At 68.6% G+C, this 22,346-nt stretch carries 25 protein-coding genes; 15 read left to right on the forward strand and 10 right to left on the reverse strand.

Annotated elements, in window-relative coordinates; genetic code table 11:
- Window positions 1-19: 19 nt before the first annotated feature.
- Together cysC and cysD are read right to left on the reverse strand one after the other, a co-directional pair.
- On the reverse strand, window positions 20-1,864 hold the full coding sequence (cysC, locus tag BM199_RS11410; protein WP_091672770.1) for an adenylyl-sulfate kinase: 1,845 nt from the start codon (window positions 1,862-1,864) through the stop codon (window positions 20-22).
- The gene (gene cysD / locus BM199_RS11415) at window positions 1,864-2,853 is read right to left on the reverse strand and encodes a sulfate adenylyltransferase subunit CysD (protein ID WP_091672772.1); all 990 of its coding nucleotides are present in this window, start codon (window positions 2,851-2,853) and stop codon (window positions 1,864-1,866) included. The genes cysC and cysD overlap by 1 nt, the downstream gene beginning before the upstream one ends.
- A 10-nt stretch (window positions 2,854-2,863) precedes the next feature.
- Between cysD and BM199_RS11420 the strand changes: the two genes are divergently transcribed.
- Window positions 2,864-3,319, forward strand: a complete 456-nt coding sequence (locus BM199_RS11420) for a nuclear transport factor 2 family protein (RefSeq protein ID WP_091673171.1) — start codon at window positions 2,864-2,866, stop codon at window positions 3,317-3,319.
- Here BM199_RS11420 and BM199_RS11425 read toward each other — a convergent pair.
- Entirely contained in the window at window positions 3,291-4,256 is a 966-nt protein-coding gene (locus tag BM199_RS11425; protein WP_245788300.1) for a helix-turn-helix domain-containing protein, read from the reverse strand. The two genes, BM199_RS11420 and BM199_RS11425, sit on opposite strands and share 29 nt — an antisense overlap.
- Before the next feature lie 97 nt (window positions 4,257-4,353).
- Here BM199_RS11425 and BM199_RS11430 point away from each other — a divergent pair, with 97 nt between their 5' ends.
- From BM199_RS11430 to BM199_RS11450, 6 genes are all read left to right on the forward strand, one after another.
- Window positions 4,354-5,526, forward strand: a complete 1,173-nt coding sequence (locus tag BM199_RS11430; protein WP_091672773.1) for a hypothetical protein — start codon at window positions 4,354-4,356, stop codon at window positions 5,524-5,526.
- Complete coding sequence (locus tag BM199_RS11435) at window positions 5,526-6,302, forward strand: SDR family oxidoreductase (protein ID WP_091673175.1); 777 nt, start codon at window positions 5,526-5,528, stop codon at window positions 6,300-6,302. The genes BM199_RS11430 and BM199_RS11435 overlap by 1 nt, the downstream gene beginning before the upstream one ends.
- Before the next feature lie 190 nt (window positions 6,303-6,492).
- Complete coding sequence (locus BM199_RS11440) at window positions 6,493-7,647, forward strand: sulfotransferase family protein (RefSeq protein ID WP_091672775.1); 1,155 nt, start codon at window positions 6,493-6,495, stop codon at window positions 7,645-7,647.
- 253 nt (window positions 7,648-7,900) lie between these two features.
- Window positions 7,901-8,833: an alpha/beta fold hydrolase gene (locus tag BM199_RS11445; RefSeq protein WP_245788301.1), complete on the forward strand. Its 933-nt coding sequence runs from the start codon at window positions 7,901-7,903 to the stop codon at window positions 8,831-8,833.
- A gap of 94 nt (window positions 8,834-8,927) precedes the next feature.
- A complete protein-coding gene (locus BM199_RS33835) occupies window positions 8,928-9,086 on the forward strand; it encodes a hypothetical protein (protein ID WP_177242575.1) in 159 nt (52 codons plus the stop codon).
- A 9-nt stretch (window positions 9,087-9,095) separates the two neighbouring features.
- Window positions 9,096-9,629 carry an MSMEG_6728 family protein gene (locus BM199_RS11450; RefSeq protein ID WP_091672776.1) on the forward strand — a complete coding sequence of 178 codons (534 nt, stop codon included), beginning with the start codon at window positions 9,096-9,098 and terminating at the stop codon, window positions 9,627-9,629.
- Here BM199_RS11450 and BM199_RS11455 read toward each other — a convergent pair.
- Both BM199_RS11455 and BM199_RS11460 read right to left on the reverse strand, forming a co-directional pair.
- Complete coding sequence (locus BM199_RS11455; protein ID WP_091672778.1) at window positions 9,615-10,025, reverse strand: STAS domain-containing protein; 411 nt, start codon at window positions 10,023-10,025, stop codon at window positions 9,615-9,617. The genes BM199_RS11450 and BM199_RS11455 overlap by 15 nt on opposite strands.
- Window positions 10,026-10,425: 400 nt before the next feature.
- Window positions 10,426-11,376, reverse strand: a complete 951-nt coding sequence (locus tag BM199_RS11460) for a PfkB family carbohydrate kinase (RefSeq protein WP_091672780.1) — start codon at window positions 11,374-11,376, stop codon at window positions 10,426-10,428.
- Between the two features lie 127 nt (window positions 11,377-11,503).
- On the opposite strand from BM199_RS11460, the gene BM199_RS11465 reads away from it, so the two are divergent.
- On the forward strand, window positions 11,504-12,685 hold the full coding sequence (locus BM199_RS11465; protein WP_091672782.1) for a site-2 protease family protein: 1,182 nt from the start codon (window positions 11,504-11,506) through the stop codon (window positions 12,683-12,685).
- Here the strand turns inward: BM199_RS11465 and BM199_RS11470 are convergent.
- Both BM199_RS11470 and BM199_RS11475 read right to left on the reverse strand, forming a co-directional pair.
- Entirely contained in the window at window positions 12,682-13,902 is a 1,221-nt protein-coding gene (locus BM199_RS11470) for a cysteine desulfurase-like protein (protein ID WP_091672784.1), read from the reverse strand. The genes BM199_RS11465 and BM199_RS11470 overlap by 4 nt on opposite strands.
- An 18-nt stretch (window positions 13,903-13,920) precedes the next feature.
- The gene (locus BM199_RS11475) at window positions 13,921-14,991 is read right to left on the reverse strand and encodes a DNA polymerase IV (RefSeq protein WP_245788302.1); all 1,071 of its coding nucleotides are present in this window, start codon (window positions 14,989-14,991) and stop codon (window positions 13,921-13,923) included.
- Window positions 14,992-15,092: 101 nt separating this feature from the next.
- On the opposite strand from BM199_RS11475, the gene BM199_RS11480 reads away from it, so the two are divergent.
- From BM199_RS11480 to BM199_RS11500, 5 genes are all read left to right on the forward strand, one after another.
- On the forward strand, window positions 15,093-15,635 hold the full coding sequence (locus tag BM199_RS11480; RefSeq protein WP_177242576.1) for a MarR family winged helix-turn-helix transcriptional regulator: 543 nt from the start codon (window positions 15,093-15,095) through the stop codon (window positions 15,633-15,635).
- Window positions 15,636-15,773: 138 nt separating this feature from the next.
- Window positions 15,774-16,640: a hypothetical protein gene (locus tag BM199_RS11485; protein ID WP_091673180.1), complete on the forward strand. Its 867-nt coding sequence runs from the start codon at window positions 15,774-15,776 to the stop codon at window positions 16,638-16,640.
- Between the two features lie 3 nt (window positions 16,641-16,643).
- Window positions 16,644-17,828 (forward strand): fumarylacetoacetase, encoded by a 1,185-nt coding sequence (gene fahA, locus BM199_RS11490; protein WP_091672787.1) that lies wholly within the window; start codon window positions 16,644-16,646, stop codon window positions 17,826-17,828.
- Between the two features lie 230 nt (window positions 17,829-18,058).
- On the forward strand, window positions 18,059-18,484 hold the full coding sequence (locus BM199_RS11495; protein WP_177242577.1) for a hypothetical protein: 426 nt from the start codon (window positions 18,059-18,061) through the stop codon (window positions 18,482-18,484).
- Between the two features lie 148 nt (window positions 18,485-18,632).
- Window positions 18,633-18,851: a hypothetical protein gene (locus BM199_RS11500; RefSeq protein ID WP_143101820.1), complete on the forward strand. Its 219-nt coding sequence runs from the start codon at window positions 18,633-18,635 to the stop codon at window positions 18,849-18,851.
- Between the two features lie 73 nt (window positions 18,852-18,924).
- Here the strand turns inward: BM199_RS11500 and BM199_RS11505 are convergent, their stop codons facing one another.
- On the reverse strand, window positions 18,925-19,785 hold the full coding sequence (locus BM199_RS11505) for a manganese catalase (protein ID WP_091672792.1): 861 nt from the start codon (window positions 19,783-19,785) through the stop codon (window positions 18,925-18,927).
- 171 nt (window positions 19,786-19,956) lie between these two features.
- On the opposite strand from BM199_RS11505, the gene BM199_RS11510 reads away from it, so the two are divergent.
- Window positions 19,957-20,640 carry a response regulator gene (locus BM199_RS11510; protein WP_091673182.1) on the forward strand — a complete coding sequence of 228 codons (684 nt, stop codon included), beginning with the start codon at window positions 19,957-19,959 and terminating at the stop codon, window positions 20,638-20,640.
- A gap of 8 nt (window positions 20,641-20,648) precedes the next feature.
- On the opposite strand, the gene BM199_RS11515 is transcribed toward BM199_RS11510, so the two are convergent.
- Complete coding sequence (locus BM199_RS11515) at window positions 20,649-21,146, reverse strand: DUF421 domain-containing protein (protein ID WP_091672793.1); 498 nt, start codon at window positions 21,144-21,146, stop codon at window positions 20,649-20,651.
- A gap of 36 nt (window positions 21,147-21,182) precedes the next feature.
- Window positions 21,183-21,695, reverse strand: a complete 513-nt coding sequence (locus BM199_RS11520; RefSeq protein ID WP_091672795.1) for a hypothetical protein — start codon at window positions 21,693-21,695, stop codon at window positions 21,183-21,185.
- Window positions 21,696-21,899: 204 nt separating this feature from the next.
- On the opposite strand from BM199_RS11520, the gene BM199_RS11525 reads away from it, so the two are divergent.
- A complete protein-coding gene (locus tag BM199_RS11525) occupies window positions 21,900-22,316 on the forward strand; it encodes a DUF4383 domain-containing protein (protein WP_091672797.1) in 417 nt (138 codons plus the stop codon).
- Window positions 22,317-22,346: the final 30 nt, after the last annotated feature.

Genomic DNA, 22,346 nt, shown 5'->3' on the forward strand with positions numbered 1-22,346 from the left:
CGCGAGGCGCCGGTGCGGATCAGTTCTCGAGCAGCGCGAGGACGGCTTCGGCCAGTTCCGCGGGACCGCCGTCGGTGGGACGCAGCACCAGATCCGGGGCCTGGGGCCGTTCGTACGGGGCGTCGACGCCGGTGAACCCGGTGATCTCCCCCGCCGTGGCCTTCGCGTACATCCCCTTCGGGTCCCGCGCCGCGCAGACGTCGAGGGGGGTGTCCACGAAGACCTCGAGAAACGGCAGTCCGGCTTCGATGTGCGCGGCGCGAGCCCGGTCCCGATCGGCACGGTACGGGCTGATCAGGGACACGATGGTCAGGAGGCCCGCGTCGGCGAACAGCCGCGCGACCTCGCCGACCCGCCGCACGTTCTCGGCCCGGTCCGCGGGCCCGAACCCGAGGTCGGCGTTGAGGCCGTGGCGCAGGTTGTCCCCGTCGAGCAGGTACGCGGGGCGTCCCGCTGCCACGAGCCTGCGCTCGAGTTCCGTGGCGATGGTCGACTTGCCGGAGGCCGAGAGGCCGGTGAGCCACACGGTCCTGCCCCTGCTCCCCCGTTCCTGCCTGCTGACCAAGGGCCGCTGCCACACCGCGCCCGCGGCGCCGGTCGCGGGCCCGGTGAGCATTCCGCCTGCCACCGTGGCGCCGGTGGTGTCGTCGACGAGGACGAAACTCCCGGTCGTCCGGTTGCGGCGGTAAGGGTCGAAGAGCACAGGGTGCTGTGTGCGCAGCCGGACCCTGCCGATCTCGTTGAGGGTGAGCGCTTCGGCGGTCTCGTCCCGGTGCAGGGTGTTGATATCGAGCCGGTAGTCCAGCTCCCGCACCCGAACGGGGGTGCTCGCGGTGGTGTGACGCAGCGTGTACCTCGCACCCGGCCGAAGCTCACCGCGTTCGGTCAGCCAGCAGAGCATCGCGTCCAGGTCCTGCTCGACGTGCGGCCGGTTACCGGGACGGCAGATCTGGTCCCCGCGCGCGACGTCGACCTCGTCGGCGAGTTGCAGTGTGACCGCCGCGGGCGGGAATGCCTCGTCGAGCGGACGGCCGCCGGGGCCCCAGATGGCCCGAATGCTCGATCTGACCCCGGACGGCAGGACCACCACCTCGTCGCCGCGCTTGAGCACCCCGCCCGCCATCGTCCCGGCGTAGCCGCGAAAGCCTCCCGGTTCGCCGGGGCCAGTGTGCTGCGCGCGGATCACGTACTGCACCGGGAACCGGGCGTCGATGAGGTTGCGATCGGAGGCGACGTGCACCTCCTCCAGCCAGTGCAGCAACGAGGTTCCCTCGTACCACGGCATGTTCACGGTCCGGTGCACGACATTGTCGCCGTGCAGGGCCGAAATCGGCACGAACGTGAGGTCGTGCACGTCCAGCTTCATCGCGAACCGGCGGAACTCCTCGCGGATCTCGGCGAACCGCTCACGTGAGTAGTCGACGAGGTCCATCTTGTTCACACACACCACGAGATGCGGGATGCCGAGCAGACTGGCGATGAAAGCATGTCTCCGCGACTGTTCCAGCACGCCTCGCACCGCGTCCACCAGGATCAGCGCCAGGTCCGCGGTGGACGCTCCGGTGACCATGTTTCGCGTGTACTGGACGTGCCCAGGGGTGTCGGCGATGATGAACTTCCTGCGCGGGGTGGCGAAGTACCGGTGCGCGACGTCGATCGTGATGCCCTGCTCCCGCTCGGCCCGCAGTCCGTCGGTGAGCAGGGAGAGGTCGGGCCGGTCACCACCACGCTCCCTGCTGGTGCGCTCCACCGCGGCCACCTGGTCCTCCAGGATCGCCTTGGAGTCGTAGAGCAGCCGCCCGATGAGGGTGGACTTCCCGTCGTCGACGCTGCCCGCGGTGGCCAGCCGGAGTAACCGGGACATCAGAAGTAGCCCGCCTTCTTCCTGTCCTCCATGCCCGACTCCGAGATCCGGTCGTCCCCGCGGGTCGCTCCGCGTTCGGTGATCCTGCTGGCAGCGACCTCTGCGACCACCTCATCGGCGGTAGCAGCCGTCGACTCGACGCATCCGGTGCACGTCGCGTCCCCCACCGTGCGGAACCGCACGAGGGCCTCGAAGGGCTCCTCGCCCACGCGCGGGCTGACGTGCTCGGTGTGGGCCAGCAGCATGCCGTCCCTGGCGAACACGGGTCGGCGATGGGCGTAGTAGATCGGAGGGAGATCGATGTCCTCGGCCTGGATGTACTGCCAGACATCCAGTTCCGTCCAGTTCGACAACGGGAAGACGCGGATGTGTTCGCCCTTGCGATGCTGTCCATTGTAGAGATCCCACAACTCGGGGCGCTGGTTGCGTGGATCCCACTGGCCGAACTCGTCGCGAACGCTGAACACCCGCTCCTTGGCCCGTGACTTCTCCTCGTCGCGTCGCGCGCCGCCGAACACCGCGGCGAAGGTGTGCTCCTCGATCGCGCGAAGCAGTGTGGTCGTCTGCAACCGGTTCCGGCTCGCCAGCGGCCCTGTCTCCTCGACGACCCTGCCCGCGTCGATGTCGTCCTGCACCCTCGCAACCAGCAGGCGCAGCCCCAGTTTCCGCGCGACAGCGTCCCGGAACCGGATCACCTCGGCGAAATTGTGCCCGGTGTCGACGTGCAGCAACGGGAACGGCAGCGGCGCGGGCCAGAACGCCTTCGTGGCCACGTGCAGCATCACGATGGAGTCCTTGCCACCGGAAAACAGCAGCACCGGGCGCTCGAAGGTCGCGGCGACCTCCCGGAAGATGTGCGTTGCCTCGGCTTCCAGCACGCCGAGATGAGACAGTTCGTAGATCTGTGCGGTGCCGGCCACGGTGAACCCACCCTTCAACAGGGCCCGAAAGTAGAACAAGTTCTTGCTCACGGTCAAGCCGAGAGGCATGCTTGTCCCCGTGGACCTCATCGCCCTGGAAGACATCCGCGCCCTCAAGTACCGGTACCTGCGCACGCTCGACCTGAAGCAGTGGGACGAGTTCGCGGACACGATGACCGAGGACGTCGCGGCCAGCTACGGCACACACCTTTCCCGCACCGGAAGGGCGGACGTCGTCTCGTTCATGCGCGACAACCTCGGACCGCAGATCATCACGGTGCATCACTGCCACCATCCGGAGATCCGGGTGGACGGGGACACCGCGACCGGCACATGGTGCCTCGACGACACGGTGATCGCCACCGAACACCGCATCATGATCAGGGGCTCGGCGTTCTACACCGACCGCTATGTGCGCGAGGGCGGCGAGTGGCGGATCGCGCGCACCGGCTACGAGCGCACCTACGAGGCCACCCTGTCCCTTGACGACGTGCCCAGTTTCAAGCTCACCGCGAACCGCTGGTCCCCCGGGTGATCTTGGAGTCGAGCGGCGCTCCGCCCACCTCGGCGGTGACACGGGCGGCGACCTCTGTCAACGCGGCCCCCCTGCGCTCGATTTCCGCGCCGCTGATCGCCCCGCCGATGTGCAGTGTGAGTACGAGTTCCTGCCTGCCGTCCGCGTCGAACGTGGGTGCGGCGAGCAAACTGACCGGATGCTTGCGCCGGGGCGCGAGATCCGCGTCGAGGTACACGCGCTCGCCAAGGCTGGACACCATCTCGCCGACCAGCTCCCGCACCTCGGCAGGCAGTTCGTAGGCGGCCACACCGGCCAGCAGGGAGTGCAGCCGAAGCCCGGCCGGACTCAGGCTCTCCACCAGATACCCCCGCCGCCTGCACTCGGCCACGACGCGACGCAGGTGGCCGGTGTCCAACCGGACCGGCAGGGTGGGCTCCTTGGCGAGCCACCGGTCGAACTCGTCGTCGGCGTCCCACAGCACATACATCAGGCCGACCGGTGGCGCGAACGGGTAACGCTGACCGATACCCGCCGCACCCCCTGACGCGGCGCCGGTGCGCTCGAGGATCATGATCTGCTCACCCACCACGGCGGACGCGGTGCACGTGGCGGCGTAGCGCTCACTCAGCTCGGCCAGCCCGCGCCGGGCGACGCCGGCTGCCGCGAAGTCTCGTTGCGCACCACGGCCCGCGGCGATCAGGGCGGGGCCGAGGCCGTAAGTCCTGGCGGCCTCGTCCCGCACGAGATACCCACTCTCGGTCAGCTCGGTGAGAATGCCGAGGCACGTGGGTTTGCTCAGCCCGAGTTCGCGGGCGATCTCGGACAGACCGAAACGCCGTCCCTGGCGCGCCACGAGGAAGTCCAGCACCCGCACCACGCGGGCCGTCGGCGGGGAGCGGCGGGCGGCGGAGTGCGCGGCCACTTGAGCCGAGGAACCGGTACGAGCCATCGCCATTGCCATTCCTTAGAACAAGTTCTACTCTGCTGCACAAGAACCAGTACCAGAGCGGTACATATTTGTACCACTTCACCGAGGTGTCTAGGAGCGGCCGGTGCTCACCCAGTCATTCGCCGACGCGGTCGTCGAGGCCGAGAAGATCGTCGCCGACGCCCCGCATGTCCGGTCCGAACAGGACCTCCGCGAGGGCTACGACTACCTGGCGGGCAGCATCCAGGCCGCCCTGCGGCTCGCCTGGGCCTACGAACGGGACTTCCCGTACTTCGTCCAGTCCACCGGCCCCTACAACAAGATGGGTCTGGACAACCCCGACGCGCTCTACTTCCACGCATACTTACGTGACGACGCGGAGTACGTGGTGACGGGAACGCGGGGCAGTACGACCGACCTCAGCTTCCAGGTGCTCGACGGCGACTACTCCCCCGTCGACGTCCCGGACAGTCTCACCGCGTTCGACGATCGCGCCCTGCGAATCGACGACGACGGGACGTTCGAGCTCCGGTTCGGCCCGAAAGCCGCGGGGCCGAACTACTTTCCACTCGGCAAGGGCGCGGCGATGCTCGTCGTCCGCGAGGTGTACAGCGACTGGGCGAACGAGCGCCGGGGCGTGATCCGGATCCGCCGTGCGGACCTGGCCGGCGCGGCCCCGCCAGTACCCCCGGCCGATCAGGCGGCCACCCGCTACCGCGTGGCGGGCAAGATCCTGCTGAGCAGGCTTCGGACGTTCCTCAAGTTCCCCGAATGGTTCTACCTGCGCCTTCCGGTGAACACGATGACCGAGCCGAGGCGCACCCCGGGCGGTCTCAGCACCCAGTTCTCCTCCGCGGGACACTACGACCTCGACGACGACCAGGTCATGGTCGTCACCGTGCCCGCCCTGCCCGCCTCCGACGCGCCATACCAGGGCATCCAGCTCGGCAGCATGTGGTACCTGTCGCTGGACTACATCAACCACCAGACCAGCCTCTCCGCCGACCAGGCCAGGGTGGATCCGGACGGCAAGTTCCGGTTCGTGATCAGCGAGCGCGACCCCGGTCTCGTCAACTGGCTCGAACGGACCGGTCACCGGCGGGGATACGTGCAGATCCGTTGGCAACGGCTGGCCCGCGACCTCACAGCGGACGAGGGCCCTCAGGTGGACGTGCTGCACATCGACGATCTGCCACGGCTGCTGCCGTTCCACGAGCAGTCGCGGGTGAGCGGGCAGGAGTGGGCCGCGCGGATCGCCGCGAGGCAGGACGCGGTCGCGGCGAGGATGCTCGGCTGATGCTGCTGCTGGACAAGGTCGTGGTGGTGTCCGGGGTGGGGCCCGGCCTCGGTAGGGCCATTGCCGTGCGGTGCGCGAAGGCCGGTGCCGACGTCGTGCTGGCCGCTCGCACGGCAGCGCGACTCGACGAGGTGGCGAGGGAGATCGTCCAACTCGGCAGGCGTGCCGTCGCCGTACCCACCGACATCACCGACGACACCTCCGCCGCCCGGCTCGCCGAGACGGCGCTCGACACGTTCGGGCACGTGGACACCCTGGTCAACAACGCGTTCGCGATCCCATCGCTCACCAATCTGCTCGACGCCGACCTCGATGCGGTCCGGGCGGGACTGGACACGAACGTGCTCGCGGCGCTCCGGCTCACCCGGTTGTTCGCACCCGCGCTCGCGGAGCACCGCGGCTCCGTCGTGATGATCAACTCGGCTGTGCTGCGGCATTCCCGGCGTCCCTTCGGCGCCTACAAGATGGCGAAGGCGAGTCTGCTCGCGCTCGCGCAGAGCCTCGCGACCGAACTCGGTCCGCGCGGTGTCCGGGTCAACTCCGTGGCGCCCGGCTACATCTGGGCCGAGTCACTGCGGCAGTACTTCGCGTACCTGGCGAAGAAGCGCGGCGTGCCGCCACAGCAGGTCTACGACGAGACCGCGGCGACGATCGACCTGCGGGCGCTGCCCGAACCGGACGAGGTCGCGGACGCCGTGGTGTTCCTCGCCTCGGGGCTGGCCCGGGCGGTCACCGGACAGTGCCTCGACGTCAACGGGGGCGAGTACCACCACTGAGAGGGGTCTGAGAACCGCGAATTGCGTGGCCGTGGTGATGTGTGGAACTCGGCCGACGAAGTCCCGCTGTCGAGGCGGCAGGGCGTCAACCAGCAGAACTGGACAGTCGCCGGAAACCAGAGCCCTGGCGACTCGATCGCGGACCCGAGTCCTCGCCACGGACACTGAACCACAGCATCGGGAGCAGGAGATGGACACCGAACGAACGAACGTCGGCACCGTCGCCGATCTGCACGCGTCGGCCAGCAGGATCACCGGTCTCGACGACTTCGGCGGGGACGAGCACCGTGAGGGCCTCGCGGTGCTGCTGGAATCGTACGAACGGGACGCGCTGCTGACCCCACGGGGCAGCAAGGTCGCGCGCGCGTTCCTGCGCGGAGCGCTGATCTCCCGGTTGCTCAGCGAATCGGCATGGCGGGCGCACCCCGAGCACGCCGATGTGCCGATCGACCGGCCGATCTTCGTGACCGGTCTGCCCCGCACCGGAACCACCGCACTGCACCGGCTGCTGACAGAGGACCCGGCACACCAGGGTCTCGAACTGTGGCTCACGGAGGTTCCCCGACCCCGTCCGCCCCGTTCCACCTGGGCGGCGGATCCCGTGTTCCAGGGGATCCAGGCCGGGTACGACCAGCACCACGTCGAGCATCCCGAGTTCATGGGGCTGCACTACACCTCCGCCGAACAGGTCGAGGAATGCTGGCAACTGCTCCGGCAGTCGGCGATGTCGATTTCCTACGAGTGCTTTGCCTACCTGCCGACGTACTCGGCCTGGCTCGCCGAGCAGGACTGGACCACCGCGTATCGCAGGCATCGCAGGAATCTCCAGCTCATCGGGCTGCCGGACGCGGACCGCCGCTGGGTTCTGAAGAATCCCAGTCACCTGTTCGCGCTCGACGCCCTGCTCGAGATCTACCCCGACGCGCTGATCATCCAGACCCACCGCTCGCCGCGGACCGCGATCGCCTCGGTCGCCAGCCTCACCGAGCAGGCCACAGCGGGCTGGTCGGAGGTATTCCACGGCGAAGTCGTCGGTCGCACCCAACTGGAACTCTGGTCCCGTGGCCTCGACGCGTTCACAGCCGAGCGGGCGAAGCACGATCCCGCGCGGTTTTTCGACGTCGACTACGCAGACTTCGTGGCCGATCCGATCGGCACGGTCGAGTCGATCTACGACCACTTCGGACTGGAGATGACGCAGGCGGCGCGGGCGGCGATGACCGAACTGCACACCGCGAGCACGTCCGGCGGCCGCAGACCCGCGCACCGCTACACCCTCGACGACTTCGGCCTCACGGCAGCGGACGTGGACGCGCGTTTCGCGAACGCAGCCGGTGGCGCGTGAACCGTGCGGCGATCCCGCCTTCGCGTTGCTGTCCACGGTGGCGTTTCCGTCGTGAAGCTTTCGGCTCCGGTCGGGCGGCGCGGCGAGTTCCCGCTCCCGCCTCCGACTGTGGGATGACACGTGACGCGACCGCGGGGGCATGCGCCCGCGGCGCCGCCCTGGCTAGCGTGGCCCGATCAGTCGGCGAACTTGCGAGGACGGGGAGCGGATCTTGGCCGGGTACACCAGACGAACCATGCTCAGCAGGGCCGCGATGGCAGGGTCGACAGCCGTCATGGCGAGCGCGGCAGGAATATCCTCGGCGTACGCCGACACACCCCCCGCAGCTCGCCGCGGGCGCAGGACCGCGACCTTCGTCTTCGCCAACGGCGCGAACGGCAGTTCCAGCACTCCGAACGATCTCGCCCTGCGCGGCCATCGGTGCGTCGGCGTCGAACTCCCCGGGCAGGCGGCGGCGGACGGTCAGTTCCGCCTCTCCTACCAAGCGCCACAGGATCTGGCTGCACTGGCGACCGAGCCCTCCCCGCTGATCGGGGTGACGCCGCGCGACCACCTGGGCGCGACTGTCGACGTCGTGCGCAGGGCGGCCCTGCTCGGCGATCCGGTGGTGTTGGTGGGCAGCAGTATCGGTGGCGCGATCACGAGTCTGGTTGCCAACGAGGTGCCGCACCTCATCGACAAGCTCGTCTACGACACCGCCTTCTGCTGTGTGGACCTGCCCACGCCGAACGAGTACCTGAGTACCCCGGAAGGGTCGGCAACGGAAGCGGGCAGCCTGCTGGGATTCCTGGTGGCCGACCCCGCCGTCGTCGGCGCCGTTCGGTCGAACTGGCGAACCGCCGACCGGGAGGTGCTGGCCGCGGCGAAGCACGCGCTGCTCGACGACGGCACCCAGGCGGAGTTCCTCGCATTCCTCAACCAGCTCGCGCCCGACGAACTCCTGACGACAAGCGACACCGACTCCCGAGGGCAGCGCGAAACGTGGGGGCGCATCCCGCGCGCCTACATCCGGCACACCCGCGACCTGTTCCTGCCACTCGCGCTGCAGGACAGGATGATCCGTGAGGCCGACAGGCTCACCCCACACAACCGCTTCGAGGTCTATGACCTGGACTGTGCGCACCTGCTCAGCGCCCGCCTGCACGAGCATTACATCGACGTACTCGACCGCCTGGCGCCCTGCTGACCGAAAAGTGGAATCCGTGGTGCCGTAGGGGATTATCCGCCGTACTGGCGGGCACCCGGCAACGGAGCAACCGCAGGCCGACGAAGGGAGCAGCGTGAACGAGGCGGAGCGGAGCAGAGGTGAACACCCCTCGGAGCCGGCGGAGGGCAGCAGGCAGGCAGGCGAACAGGCCGAGGCCAAGGCCGCCCGGCGCGACAGGGACGAGACCACAGGAGACACCGACGAGTCACGGAACCGGCCAGGACACGACTGAGCTGAGACAATGCAGACGTTCCTGCCCGTCCCGGACTTCGCCGAGACCGCCCGGATCCTGGATGTCCGTCGCCTCGGCAAACAGCGGGTCGAGGCACTGCAGTTGCTGCGGGCACTGACGGTGCCCGGGCACGGCTGGCGCCATCACCCCGCCGCCGCGATGTGGGCGGGCTACGAGGAGGCGCTGACCCGCTACGGTCTGGAAATCTGTGCACACTGGTCCGCCGGGGGCAGGGCGGACACGTGTGCCGCCAGCCTCCGAACGGACCTGCGGGTCGCGCTAGGGCGGACCACGGTGCGCGACGTGACCGAGTTGTCGGCAGCGGGGGAACTTCCACCGTGGATCGGCGACGCCGACTTCCATCGCGGCCACCAGTCGGCGCTCGTGCGCAAGGATCCCGGCCACTACCGTGCCTGGTTTCCCGGGGTACCTGACGACCTGCCCTACGTCTGGCCCAGCTCCGACCGGCAACGCCTGAGTCTCGGCGCTGCGGAAACGCGCGCCGCGGCCACGAGGACGCGGAAGGGTTCAGCCCGCGAGTGACAGCTGCCGCAGACTCTGCACAGCCTGTGGCACCGTCTCACAGATACGGAAGCGCTCGGTGAGTCCGGTCAGTGCCAACGGTCGCAGGACAACCCGTCCCGTGCATGCCAGGGACAACGGCTTGCGCGACCGCCGCGCCTGTTCGTCGGCATCGACCAGTACGGTCAGTCCGCTGCAGCCGCAGAAGGTGACCCCGAGAAGGTCGATCACGAGCCCCGATGGGTGCTCGCCCAGTGCCGAACTCACGGCGCTGCTGACAGTGCCACTGGTGCACAGATCGACCTCACCGATGATCTGCACGATGCCGACATCCGCCGATTTGGCACGACGTACCGTCAGCCACTCCTCCGCACGAGCTGAACCGGGAACGGATGTAGTTGGGGTGGTTGTGTCCATGGGACAGCCTCCTCACACGCGATTTGCTGTGTGGAGTAGCACCAACTCGTAACTTCGACGTCAGCGTCTAGCCGGGCGCAGCTCCGGACGGCTGTTGACTCAACCGAACACCTCGACCGTAACGCGACTGACAGCAGGACACAACTGGGTCACGAGTGAATAACGAGTTACGTATGACCAGCGATTTTGCGCCCGCTTTTCGATTAATCGGAATCGATCCGCCACGTATCGCCGCATCCGCGCATAAGCGCCGCTCACGCCTGACGCGAGTACTCAAATCGCCGACCAAGGCTGACGGATTCGCGATTGCGACACACCACTGCCGGGCCGCCTGCCTCACCCGAAAAGGGACGTCCGAAATACCTTTGAGATCCCGCCCGTCGGCGACGCTGACCGCTGATCAGGTGGGAGCCACCGCCGTCAACCGGTCCAGTTGCACACGCAGTGCGTCCCCCGTCAGGTCCGGCCTGCCACCTGCGCGCTCGACGCTGCTCGCGGCGGCCGCGACCGCGGTCCGTGCGGCCTGTGGCGGAGGCGCACCGTGGTCGAGGGCCACAGTCAACGCCGCAGTGAAGGCGTCGCCGGCACCGGTGGTGTCCACGACCTCGGTGTCGATCAGCGGCAGGAACACCTGGCCGTCGGGCCAGACAACGGCATTACCCTTCCCCGCCACGTCGACGGCGACCAGCGAAGGGCCGCTGCGCAGCAGCTCCCGGCCCACGCGCAGCCCGTCGTCCGCACCACCGATCCGTTCGCCGCAGAAGAGTTCGGCTTCCTTCGCATCCAGCCGGAAGACGTCGGCAGCCGCGAGCAGCGCCGCCCCGCGATCGTCCTGAGCGGGTGCGCCGTCCAGCACGACGCGCGCGCCGCCCGTCTTGCCGAGACGAGCCGCCGTCAGCGCGGCAGCGGACGGTTGCTGTAGCTGCACGAGAACGGATCCGGCGGGCTCGAGCAGCGAGCGGGCGGCCTCGACGTCGGATTCCGTGAGCAGGACGTCCGTGGGCAGGTCCTCCAAGTATCGCCAGCCGCCATCGGGTTCGAGAACGTCCACGATCAGCCCGGTGCTCGCGTCCTGCCGCCGGACCACACCCGACACGTCGATCCCGTCCGAACGCGCCTGCCGCAGTACGTTGTCGCCGGCCTGATCGTCCCCGACCACCCCGATGAGCGCGGTGCCCGCCCCGAGCTGCGCGCAGGCGACCGCCTGGTTGGCGCCCTTGCCACCGAGCATTTCCTGCCGCCGCCGCACGGGCACCGCTCCTCCCTTGGCCGGCATCTCGTCCACCGAGAGCACGAGATCCCTGGCGATCTGCCCGACGACGACGATCTCCGGACTGTTTCCGCGTGCCATACCAAGCGGGTACCCGGGCCACGGCCGCGGCATTCCCCGGTTAGCCGAAGGTCGCGGCGGCAACCCTCTGCCCGCGGTACCACTACAGCGGGCCGCCTCGCGCCACAGCGGAAGGACCTGGTGGACGATGACGGAAACCGTGAGACTGGGCAGAATTCTCGGCGTTCGCGTCGGCCTGCACTGGAGCGTGCTCGGAATCGTCCTGCTGCTGGTGCTCGGGCTGAGCACGACACAGCTGCCCGACGTGCTTCCCGGGTATCCGGCCTGGGCGTACGTGCTCACCGCCGTCGCCATCGCGTTGCTGTTCGCGATCTCGCTCCTCGCGCACGAGGTCTCACACGCGGTCGTCGCCCGCCGCAACGGTATCGAGGTCGACGGGATCACCCTGTGGCTGCTCGGCGGAGTGGCCCGGCTCCGTTCGGAGCCTCGCACTCCCGGTGCGGACCTGCGAGTGGCGGTGATCGGCCCGCTGACCAGCATCGGTTGTGGTGCGCTGTTCGGCCTCGCGGCCTTCCTGGTGAGCATCGGCGACCTGCATCCGCTGCTCCGCGTGCTGTTCCTGTACCTGGCCGGGGTGAACGTCCTGCTCGCGGTGTTCAACATGATTCCCGCTGCCCCATTGGACGGCGGCCGCGTCCTCCGGGCCGCGGTCTGGGCGTGGCGCGGTGACCGGCTGATGGCTGCTGTCTGGAGTGCGCGGGCGGGCAGGTGGTTCGGTTTCCTGCTGATCACCCTCGGCCTCGTCCGGTTGTTGCTCGGCTACGGCCTGGGTTTGTGGTGGATCCTGATCGGACTCTTCGTGGTCCACGTCGCCAGTGCCGAGGAACAGCGGGCACGGCTGGGGACCGCGTTGTCGGGCATGCGCGTGGATGACGTCATGACTCCCGAGCCCGACACCGCGCACGGCGACCGGAACGTGTCCGACTTCCTGCGCGACGTCGCACTGGTACGCAGGCATTCCGCGTTCCCGCTACTCGATGACTCGGGCAGGCTGCAGGGAATGGTGACGCTCAACCGGCTGCGGGGCGTGGCCCCCGGCGAGCGAGAGCGGACACCGTTGCGCGCGGTGGCCTGTCCCCCTGCCGAGATCGTCCTTGCCGAACCCGGCGAGCCACTGACCGCCCTGCTGCCGCGGCTGGGCTCCTGCGCCGATGGGCGAGCTCTCGTCTACGACCGGGGAACGCTGGTCGGGATTGTCACCCCGAGCGATGTCAGCAGAGCAGTCGCGCTGTCCGGGCTCGGTGTCACCTGGCACGAAGGCGCCGACGTGACGAATGAGACCGGCAACGGGTACCGCACGAGGCACTAGCGCGTGCCCGCCAGGCCGGCCACCGCGGCGATGAGCCGGTCCACATCGGACTGATTCGTGTACGGGGCGATACCGGCGCGGACAGCGCCCGAGTCACCGAGGCCGAGCCATCTGGCGCACTCGATCGCGTAGAAGTGGCTCGCCGGAGCGTTGACACCCGCGAGCGCGAGCTGTTCGTAGACGGTACGCGGCGGCAGGTCCGCGACGGTGAACAACAGGGTCGGTGTCCGGGCGCGATCGGGGGCGCCGTGCAGCACGACACCGGGCAGCTCGCTCAGTCCCTCCTCTGCCCTTGCCCGCAGCGCGTCCTCGTGCCTGACGAGTTCGGCCATCGAAAGGCCGAGCCGCTCCCTGCGGCTGCCCGCGCCGGGAACCAGCGCCGCCAGGAAGTCCACCGCCGCGGTCGTCCCTGCCAGGAGTTCGTAGGGCAGCGTGCCGAGTTCGAACCGTTCGGGAACGGCGTCACTGGAAGGCAGCAACTTGTCCGGACGCAGGGACTCGAGCAACGCGGGGTCCGCCACGACGATGCCGAGGTGCGGCCCGAGGAACTTGTACGGCGAGCAGGCGAAGAAGTCGGCACCGAGCGCGCGGACGTCCACCGCGGCGTGCGGTGTGTAGTGCACACCGTCGACATAGAGCAATGCCCCGGCGGCGTGCACGGCGTCGGCGATGGCGGGAATGTCGGGCCGCGAGCCCAGCAGGTTCGAGGCCGCGGTCACCGCGACAAGGCGGGTGCGGGCGCTGAGCTGCTCGACGATGTCGCGCACCGCCAGCACGCCGGTTCGGGGGTCGAACGCGGCCCACCGGACGGTGGCGCCCGACGCCTCCGCGGCCTGCACCCATGGGCGGATGTTCGCGTCGTGGTCGAGCCGCGTCACCACGACCTCGTCGCCCAGCCCCCACTGCTTGGCCAGCGTGCGGGCGAAATCGTACGTCAGCTGGGTCATACTCCGGCCGAACACGACGCCGCCCGCGTCCGCGCCGAGCAGATCCGCGACGGCGGCGCGCGCCCCGGTCACCAGTTCGTCGGCCCGCCGTTCGGCAGCCGTCACCTCGCCCCTGTTGGACATGGCGGACGACATCGCGGTGGCCACGGCCCCGACCACGGAGTCCGGCACCTGGGAACCACCGGGACCGTCGAAGTAGGCGATCTCGTCGGCCAGCGCCGGGAAGCGACCTCGGACAGCCGAGACGTCATAACTGGTTCGCGTGCTCATGCCAGCAGCGTAGAACGCCTACGGGTGGTTGAACTCGGCACGCACACCGAGCAGGCGAACGGGGCGGGTGTGCTCGAACCGGTCGAGCACGGCGAGTGCGGCGCGCTCGATCTCGCCGCCGTCCGTTGTCGGCACGGGCAAGGTGACGCTCCTGGTCTGGGTGATGAAAGGTGCGAAGCGGACCTTCACCGCCACCCGCACCGCGGGCCTGCCCTCGTCCGCCACGTCCTGAGCCACCCGCCTGGCCAGGACGACCACCTGCTCGTCGATCTCCGAGCGCTCCGTGAGGTTCTGCTGAAAGGTGACTTCCCTGCCCCGGGAGCGGGCCACGTACGGCGTCGCCTCCACGGCCTTGTCCCCGATACCGAGCGCGAGCAGGCGGAACCACGGGCCCATGGTCGGACCGAACCGCTCGGCCAGCGCCGTCTTGTCGGCCATGGCCAACTCCCCCACCGTCGAAATACCGAGGTCGGCCAGCTTGGCCGTGGTCCTGCCGCCGATACCCCACAACGCGTCGGGCGGCCGGTGGGCCATGACCTCAACCCAGTTTTCGCGGGTGAGGCGGAAGACCCCCGCGGGCTTGGCGAACCCCGTCGCCAGCTTGGCCCGCAGCTTGTTGTCGCCGATCCCCACCGAGCACGACAGCCCGGTGTCGGCGAGCACCTTCCGCCGGACGTCCTCGGCCAGCGCCTCGGGAGCTTCCCAGCGCTCGTTCGTGCTTTCGGCTACACCGAGGAAGGCCTCGTCCCAGCCGACGACCTCCACGACCACTGGAAAGGTCCGGAGGACCAGCATGACCCGTTCGGAGACCTCTTCGTACGCGGGCGGGTCCGACGGCAGGAAGACCGCCTCGGGACACCGTTTCGCCGCGGTGCGCAACGGCATGCCCGAGGTGATCCCGAACTCGCGGGCTTCGTAGGACGCGGTCGCCACGACGGCACGCTGCGTCGGATCCCCCGCCCCGCCGACCACGACCGGCAGGCCGCGCAACTCGGGATGGCGGGCCACCTCGACAGCAGCGATGAACTGGTCGAGATCCACGTGCAGAATCCAGTGGCCAATTCCAGAGGTCGGGTGCGTGGCGGGCACAGCGACCAGTATGTGCCATCCGGGCGGCAACGGCCGCTGATCCGGCCCGGCGCAACACTGTCAGGTCGCGAACCAGTTCACTCATGTACTACTTTCGCGGAATGACCGGAACCTCCGAGGACAACGACGACGAGCTCGACTTCTGGTCCTTCGTCGAGCTCGCCAACCGCAGACTGTCGACGGAGTACGGCTTCCGGCACCAGCTGGCCACCGAGGTCCTGCTTGCGCTCAACCGCGCGTCCTCCATCGTCACCTACGACCTCGAGTCCACCGTCCACCGGCCACGGGGCCGGTCCTGGTCGAGCTTCCGGCTGTTGTTCGTGACCTGGCTGGCCGGTCCTCTCGAGTCGGCGAAGGCGGCACAACTGACCGGAATGAGCCGGGCGGCGGTGTCCAACCTGACGAAGACCCTCGTATCGGACGGACTCCTGCGACGTTCCCCCGCCGAGCACGACGGGCGCTCGGTCCGACTGTCCCTCACCGAGCGCGGCGAACAGGAGATGGTGGAAGTCTTCCGCGAGCAGAACGATCGGGAGCACGAGTGGACGAGCGTGCTCACCGAGGCCGAACAGCGGATCCTGGTCATGCTGCTCGAGAAGCTCATCACCGACAGGCACCAGTTCGACATTCGCGGGCGCAACTGAGACCACACACCCCCTGACCTCTTGCCCCGCCAGGTAGTACATGTGTTAATCAGATGAGATCCGTCGGAGACCGAAAGCGTGGAGGTGCGTGTGGAGACAACGGGGTCGGAAGAACCGGCCGGAACGCCGCCCGAGCCGGTGGAGCCGCTGCCCGCGTTCGCGCGCGGGTTGTGTGACGACGCCGCCGTTTTCCCACCCGGCCTGATGCCACTGCACGAGGCAGTTCCGGCGCACGCCCGCCACGAGACCGCGCGCTACGCCGAACTGGTCGGGCCGCTGATCCTCGCCGCGCCCGCCCTCGCCGACCTAGCTGGACTGCTCCGGCCCGAGGACCGGCTCAACCTCGCTGTCACCCTGCCAGCGGGGCCGGGGCAGGCCGAACACGCGCTCACCGCGGTGGCCGGGCTCGCGGTGTCGCTGCGCGCACTCGAGGTCGCCGTTCCCGCCGGTACCGCCCCGGACCGGTTCTTCGTGGAGTTGGACCGGGCGATGTCGGCGACCGCGGCGGAGGTTTTCGTCGAGGTTCCCCGCGATGAGCGCAGGGCGGAGGTCATCGACACCCTCGCAACCACCCGCTACCAGGCGAAGTTCCGGACCGGTGGAGTCACCGCCGAGCTGTATCCGGACGAACGCGAACTGGCCGCGGCGATCGCCGCGGCCGTCGCCGCCGGGGTGCCCTTCAAGGCGACAGCGGGCCTGCACCACGCGATCCGGAACACCGATCCGGAAACCGGGTTCGAACAGCACGGCTTCCTCAACCTGCTCCTGGCGACCGACGCGGCGCTGCGTGGTGCGGACGGCGACGACATCGCCTGCGTCCTCGCGGAACGAGACACGGACACGGTCGCGAGCGGGATCGCGGAGCTGGACGACCACCGCGCGGGCAAGGCACGCGCGGCGTTCCGGTCGTTCGGCACCTGCAGCGTCACCGAACCGCTCACCGAACTGGTGGACCTGGGACTCGTGCCATCCGGCGCGAGCGACCCGCGAACCGAGAAGGAGTAACGCTTGACCACGATCACCATCGCCGACGACTCGCCGTTCGGGCTCGACAACCTTCCCTACGGCGTCTTCTCCACGCCGGGCTCGGCGCGACGCGTCGGCGTCCGCGTCGGTGACGTTGTGGTGGATCTAGCCCGCGCTCTCGACGACGAGGTCTTCGCCCGCCCGTCGTTGAACGAATTCATGGCACAGGGATACGACCGCTGGGTCGCCGTTCGTGAGCGAATACGCGACCTCCTGCATGGCGAGGTGGATGACGACGTGGTCCACCCGATCGGCGAGGTCACGATGCACCTGCCGATCGAGGTCGCCGATTACGTCGACTTCTACGCCTCGGAGCAGCATGCGACGAACCTCGGACGGCTCTTCCGCCCCGACTCCGAGCCACTGCTGCCGAACTGGAAGCACCTGCCGGTCGGCTACCACGGGCGCGCGGGGACGGTGGTGGTGTCGGGGACCGACATCATGCGCCCCTGCGGCCAGCGCAAGTCGCCGGACGAGGACGTGCCGTCGTTCGGCGAGTCCCGCCGGCTCGACATCGAGGCAGAGCTGGGCTTTGTCGTCGGCACCGGCTCCGCGCTGGGCACGTCGGTCTCCTGCGGGGACTTCGCGCGGCACGTGTTCGGCGCCGTGCTCGTCAACGACTGGTCCGCACGCGACATCCAGGCGTGGGAGTACGTCCCGCTCGGCCCCTTCCTCGGCAAGAGCTTCGCGACCTCGATCTCGCCGTGGGTCGTGCCGATGCCGGCGCTCCAGACGGCGAGGACCGAAACCCCGCGACAGGAGCCGCGACCCCTGCCCTACCTGCGCGAGGAACAGGCGTGGGGCCTCGACATCGAGCTCGTCGTCGAGTGGAACGGCCAGGAGGTATCCCGGCCCCCGTACCGGGACATGTACTGGTCACCGGCGCAGATGCTCGCGCACCTGACGGCGAACGGAGCTTCGTCACGCACCGGTGACCTGTTCGCCTCCGGCACGATCTCCGGCGCGGAGAAGCACCAGCGCGGCGCGTTCATCGAACTGACCTGGGGCGGCAGGGAGCCCATCGAGATCAACGGCGAGGAACGAACGTTTCTGCGGGACGGCGACGAGGTCACGATCTCGGCCACCGCCCCGGGTCCGGGAGAAGCACGGATCGGTTTCGGTGAGGTTCGTGGTCGTATCGTGGCCGCGACCAACACCGCCGGATGATCACACCGCCCCGGAGTCAACACCGTCCGAAGTGGTCCTCAGTCGTTCGCCGCCTCATCGAGTGAACCGGGCATTGCCCTGCATCAATGCGCACGGTGCGTGGAACCCCACCCTTGGCTCGACGCTCGCGCCGGGTCATTCCATAAGAACAGGACCTGGCCTTCCTGTGGAACACGGAGTCGGAAGAACCAGGTCCTGCCTCTGCCAGAAGACAGAGAAAGGATCATCGCATGGGTACTGTTCGACGCGCCATGGTGGCCAGCGCACTGGCGCTGCCGCTCACGCTCGGAACGGCGGGTATCGCTTCGGCGGACAGCGGCTACGGCGAGAACGAGTCGTACGCCGGCGCCGACGGCGCAGGCACCGCCAGCGTGCAGAGCTACGCAGGTGGCCACGGCCACGGCCACCACGGCCACGGCCATGGCAGCTTCGGCGCCTACTTCGCGGAGTCCTCCTCGCACGCGGGCCCGGAAGGGGCGATCGTGGAGTTCACCGGTGCAGGCGCCGACGCCTATGGCACGAGTTACGGCAACGTCACGTACGCGGCGGGCGAGGATGGCGCCTGGTCCAGCTCCGTGCACTCCAGCGCGAGCCATGGAGTCGACCACGACGAGCACGAGCACGAGGAGTACGACGAAGCCGAGTACGACGACTGACCGCGCGGATAATCAGGCACTCGCGTTGCCCCCGTGAGTGCCGGGCCGTCGTCGACGACGGCCGGGCGGCGTCCCGGACCCCGTGTCCGGGGCGCCGTCGCCGTGTGGGGGCACGGTTACCAACCCGCGACGGCGGGAACGCACAACTATGAGCAAACAGATGGAAGGCGACAACAGGCAACGAAGGAAAAGGGCGCAGCAGGCCCGCGAGGAGGAAGGAGTGCCCGCAAGCCAGGCGCAGGTCACCCTCGGTGCGTCCAAGGCGCGTGAACACCTGCCGAACAAGGCGGACCAGGAGGAGCGTCAGCACTCCGCGCAACGCGGTAAGCAGCGGACGGACGTCGACGACGGTCCGAAACGCCGGTGACGCCGTCGCCGCGTGACGGCACAGAGGACGGGAGCCCGCCGGACGGCGGGCTCCCGTGGTTCGGTCACCGCGTTCAGGTCGCCGGATTTCCCGGCGCCTTGTCCGGCGGCGGGGTGCCGTACAACCGGGGGTCACCGGGAGGCAGCACCGGCCGGTCGCCGTGCGGCTCGGGACTGTCCTCGTAGGTGAAGTTGCGACCGCTGCCGTCGGGCATCTCCCCGGAGGCCCACCTGCCATCGCCTGCCTGCGAACCGTCGCTGCAGTTCAGATACTGGGTGACGAAGTCGAGGTTCTGCTCGGACTCGTTCGGGAACGCCTCGGGCACCGGCAATCCCTCCAGACCGTCCGCCTTGAGTTCCTCGATGGCGGCCAGCCACTGCTGCTGGTGCATGTGGTCGCGGGCGAGGTTGAACCGCAACATCGCCTTGACGCCCGGGTCGTCGGTCATGTTGTACAGCCGTGACACCTGCAGCCTCCCCTGCATCTCGGCTGTGGCATTCAGGTGGAAGTCGGCCATCAGATTGCCGGAGGACGTGGTGTAGGCACCCATCCACGGCACCCCGCTGCTGTCCTGGTAATAGCCCCCTCCGCCGTTGTTGATGAGGTGCTGCGGATTGGATCCGCCGTAGATGGCGGCGGTCATCGGGTTGTCGGAGACAGCGGCCTCCTGCACGGACATCGGCGCGCCCTCGTTCAGCCGCGCGATCATCGTGCAGATCATCTCGACATGCGCCAGTTCCTCGGTGCCGATGCCCAGCAGCATGTCCTTGTACTTGCCCGGCATCCGGCAGTTCCAGCCCTGCTGCAAGTACTGCAGCGCGACGGTCAACTCGCCCCACTTACCGCCGAGGATCTCCTGGAGTCGCTTCGCGAAGGCCGGGTCAGGGCCATCCGGCTTGGCCTCGAACTGCAGGGTCTGAACGTGATAGAACATTGCACTCCTTCTCCTCGCTTGGCCGCGTCACAACTCCAAGGCTTGTCGGAGTCGCTGTCCCCGCGCGGTCCAACCTGGCCTCGAAAGGCCAGTCGGAGCACGATTGGTTCCGCGCAGACCGGGAACCCGGCGAGCGGCAGAACTCCCTCAGGATGCGCAGGAGCGATGGTCATGGGGCAATCCCGTCCCGTACGAATCGTGGTCGTCGATCCCCAGCCACTGTTCAGCCGCGGACTGGCCATGCTCCTGCCCTCGCTGAGTGGCGGACGGGCAGAGGTGGTCGCCACCACGTGTTCCGCCGCCGACGCCGCTACCACCGTTCGGCGCTATCACCCCGAACTCGCACTCGTCGACCTCGGCCTGCCCGCTCCCGGTGGCCTCCGGGCGATCGCGGCGATCAGGCGAACAGAACCGGGGGTGGCCGTGATCGCCATGGCGGGCGAGGAGGACCGGGGGCCTGCCCTGCGTGCCGTGCACATCGGCGCTCGGGGAGTGCTGAGCAAGACCGCCGAACCCGAGAACCTCCTGACCCCGTTGCTGGCACTGGTCGAGGGCTGGGCCGTCGTGCCCGGGCACGTGCTCGAACACCTCGCGGCGACCGGAGGTACCGCCCGACGGTTGCGCGATCAGCTCGGTGACGAGGAGCGGCGGCTCTGGCGGTTGCTGTCCACCGGACGCACCCTTGCGCAGATCGCCGTCGAGATGCACGTCTCCGAGCGCACCGTCAAACGACTCATAGCCGCCCTGTTGCGCAGGCTCGGGGTCACCAGCCGCACGGAGGCGGCAGCGCTGGCCGGACAGTCGGGGTTGCTGGACGGGGTCGTGCCAGGAGGAAGGCCCACAGCGGCGGGATGAGGTGCCGCTCATTCCCGTACGATGCGGCGGCTCGCCTCCCGGTCCTTCTCCCGCTCCGACTCACTCTTCACCGGGATGATGCTGATGCCACCCGAGCTCTCCAGGACGGCGTACTCGATCTGGTCCATTCGCAACAGTCCCTGGCTCTTCCTGGCTGAGGCGAGAATGTCGTCGGTGCTGATGTGCTCCTTGCGCAGCCGCTCCTGCAGCGGCTCACCGTGCTCCACCAGCACCAGCGGAGCGCCCTCGGCCAGTCGGCTGAAGGTTGTGGACCGGGACTTCAGCATGTCGGCGACGCGGTCGAGCACCACAAGGGTGAGAATCGCCAGTGCCGCCGTGGTGATCGAGAAGTCGTCGCCGAGCAGCGCTTGTTGCGTCACCTCGCTGATGATCAGCAACAGCACCAGGTCGAACGTGGTGACCTGGGAGAGCGTCCGCTTGCCGGTGATCCGGAACAGCAGCAGCACGACCAGATAGATGACCAGCGCGCGCAGAATGATGTCCACTGTGTTCTCCTCGCTGTCCTCGCTCCCGTCCGCCCGTCACGGGTACACGAACTGCCAGAGCCGCGCTTGCCCGCCGGAGCCGCTCTCGATCGTCGCGGTGCGCACCCCGGCCCCGGAGCTCGGCCGCAGATCGAACCGCACCGTCAGCGAGGTGTCCGCCGCCGCGGGAAATTCGTAGACGAAGCGGCCGTTCCGCGCGGTCACCGTGTCCGGCTCGGGGGTGATGGACTGAACCTGGTTACTGGTCAGATATGCCTGGTCCACAGCGAGACTGACCGAGTCCGCTTCGGCGCTCCCCGGCGGGAATTCGGCGATCAGTGTGCTCTCGCCCAGATTGCGCACGAACCGGTCGTAGCTGACGGACATGCTGCCGTCGCCGGCCGAGACGGTGGCCTCTCCCAATGGCCCGCCGCCCCACAGGCCCAGCAGACCGGCGAGCACGATCAGGAACATGACAACCCAGCCGCCCCGGTCGATCCGCCACTCTCGCACCTGAAACCTGGGTTGCTCGCCGACCAGATCAGCGACGTCGCTCTTCTCCAGCCGCATACTCGCCTCCTCACCGCCGGGCGCGCACCCGAAGCCCTGGTGTTCCCCCTCCTACCAGCCCAAAACCCGGGCGATCACGAGCGGGTGAACGGGCGTTTGACCGGTGGCGGCTCGGGTACGCGGAGTGTTCGGAAAACAGCCCATCACCGAATTGAGGTGACGAAAGTGAGTGAAACGGTCAGACCGGCGACCTCACCCGTGCGAATGGCCGCCTACGCCGTGTCCGCGGTGTTTCTGCTCGTCGGCATCCTGGGTTTCATTCCCGGGGTGACCACCCAGTACGACCGGATGGAGTTCTGGTCGGTCGACTCCGATGCGTTACTGCTCGGGATCTTCGCGGTCTCGATTCTGCACAACCTGGTGCATCTGGCGTTCGGTGTCGTCGGCTTCGCGATGGCCATGCGTCCGGGGGGCGCCAAGGCCTACCTGTTCGGCGGTGGCGTGGTCTACCTCGCGCTGTGGATCTACGGCCTGGTCATCGACCAGGACAGCGAGGCGAACTTCGTCCCGCTCAACGACGCCGACAACTGGTTGCATCTCGGCCTCGGGATCGGGATGATCCTGCTCGGCCTGCTGCCCAGCGGCGCGCGTTCGCGCGTCGGAACGGTTGGCCGCTCCTGACCGCCGACCGACGATTCGGACAACGAACCA

This window comes from Amycolatopsis marina (genome assembly GCF_900111885.1).
Classification (GTDB): domain Bacteria; phylum Actinomycetota; class Actinomycetes; order Mycobacteriales; family Pseudonocardiaceae; genus Amycolatopsis; species Amycolatopsis marina.

Excerpts from the sequence above, each read along its gene's own strand:
- cysC (WP_091672770.1), bottom strand. The coding sequence starts at position 1,864 with ATGTCCCGGTTACTCCGGCTGGCCACCGCGGGCAGCGTCGACGACGGG.
- cysD (WP_091672772.1), bottom strand. The coding sequence starts at position 2,853 with ATGCCTCTCGGCTTGACCGTGAGCAAGAACTTGTTCTACTTTCGGGCC.
- BM199_RS11425 (WP_245788300.1), bottom strand. The coding sequence starts at position 4,256 with ATGGCGATGGCTCGTACCGGTTCCTCGGCTCAAGTGGCCGCGCACTCC.
- BM199_RS11435 (WP_091673175.1), top strand. The coding sequence starts at position 5,526 with ATGCTGCTGCTGGACAAGGTCGTGGTGGTGTCCGGGGTGGGGCCCGGC.
- BM199_RS11440 (WP_091672775.1), top strand. The coding sequence starts at position 6,493 with ATGGACACCGAACGAACGAACGTCGGCACCGTCGCCGATCTGCACGCG.
- BM199_RS11445 (WP_245788301.1), top strand. The coding sequence starts at position 7,901 with ATGGCAGGGTCGACAGCCGTCATGGCGAGCGCGGCAGGAATATCCTCG.
- BM199_RS11450 (WP_091672776.1), top strand. The coding sequence starts at position 9,096 with ATGCAGACGTTCCTGCCCGTCCCGGACTTCGCCGAGACCGCCCGGATC.
- BM199_RS11455 (WP_091672778.1), bottom strand. The coding sequence starts at position 10,025 with ATGGACACAACCACCCCAACTACATCCGTTCCCGGTTCAGCTCGTGCG.
- BM199_RS11460 (WP_091672780.1), bottom strand. The coding sequence starts at position 11,376 with ATGGCACGCGGAAACAGTCCGGAGATCGTCGTCGTCGGGCAGATCGCC.
- BM199_RS11465 (WP_091672782.1), top strand. The coding sequence starts at position 11,504 with ATGACGGAAACCGTGAGACTGGGCAGAATTCTCGGCGTTCGCGTCGGC.
- BM199_RS11470 (WP_091672784.1), bottom strand. The coding sequence starts at position 13,902 with ATGAGCACGCGAACCAGTTATGACGTCTCGGCTGTCCGAGGTCGCTTC.
- BM199_RS11480 (WP_177242576.1), top strand. The coding sequence starts at position 15,093 with ATGACCGGAACCTCCGAGGACAACGACGACGAGCTCGACTTCTGGTCC.
- BM199_RS11495 (WP_177242577.1), top strand. The coding sequence starts at position 18,059 with ATGGGTACTGTTCGACGCGCCATGGTGGCCAGCGCACTGGCGCTGCCG.
- BM199_RS11500 (WP_143101820.1), top strand. The coding sequence starts at position 18,633 with ATGAGCAAACAGATGGAAGGCGACAACAGGCAACGAAGGAAAAGGGCG.
- BM199_RS11505 (WP_091672792.1), bottom strand. The coding sequence starts at position 19,785 with ATGTTCTATCACGTTCAGACCCTGCAGTTCGAGGCCAAGCCGGATGGC.
- BM199_RS11510 (WP_091673182.1), top strand. The coding sequence starts at position 19,957 with ATGGGGCAATCCCGTCCCGTACGAATCGTGGTCGTCGATCCCCAGCCA.
- BM199_RS11520 (WP_091672795.1), bottom strand. The coding sequence starts at position 21,695 with ATGCGGCTGGAGAAGAGCGACGTCGCTGATCTGGTCGGCGAGCAACCC.
- BM199_RS11525 (WP_091672797.1), top strand. The coding sequence starts at position 21,900 with ATGGCCGCCTACGCCGTGTCCGCGGTGTTTCTGCTCGTCGGCATCCTG.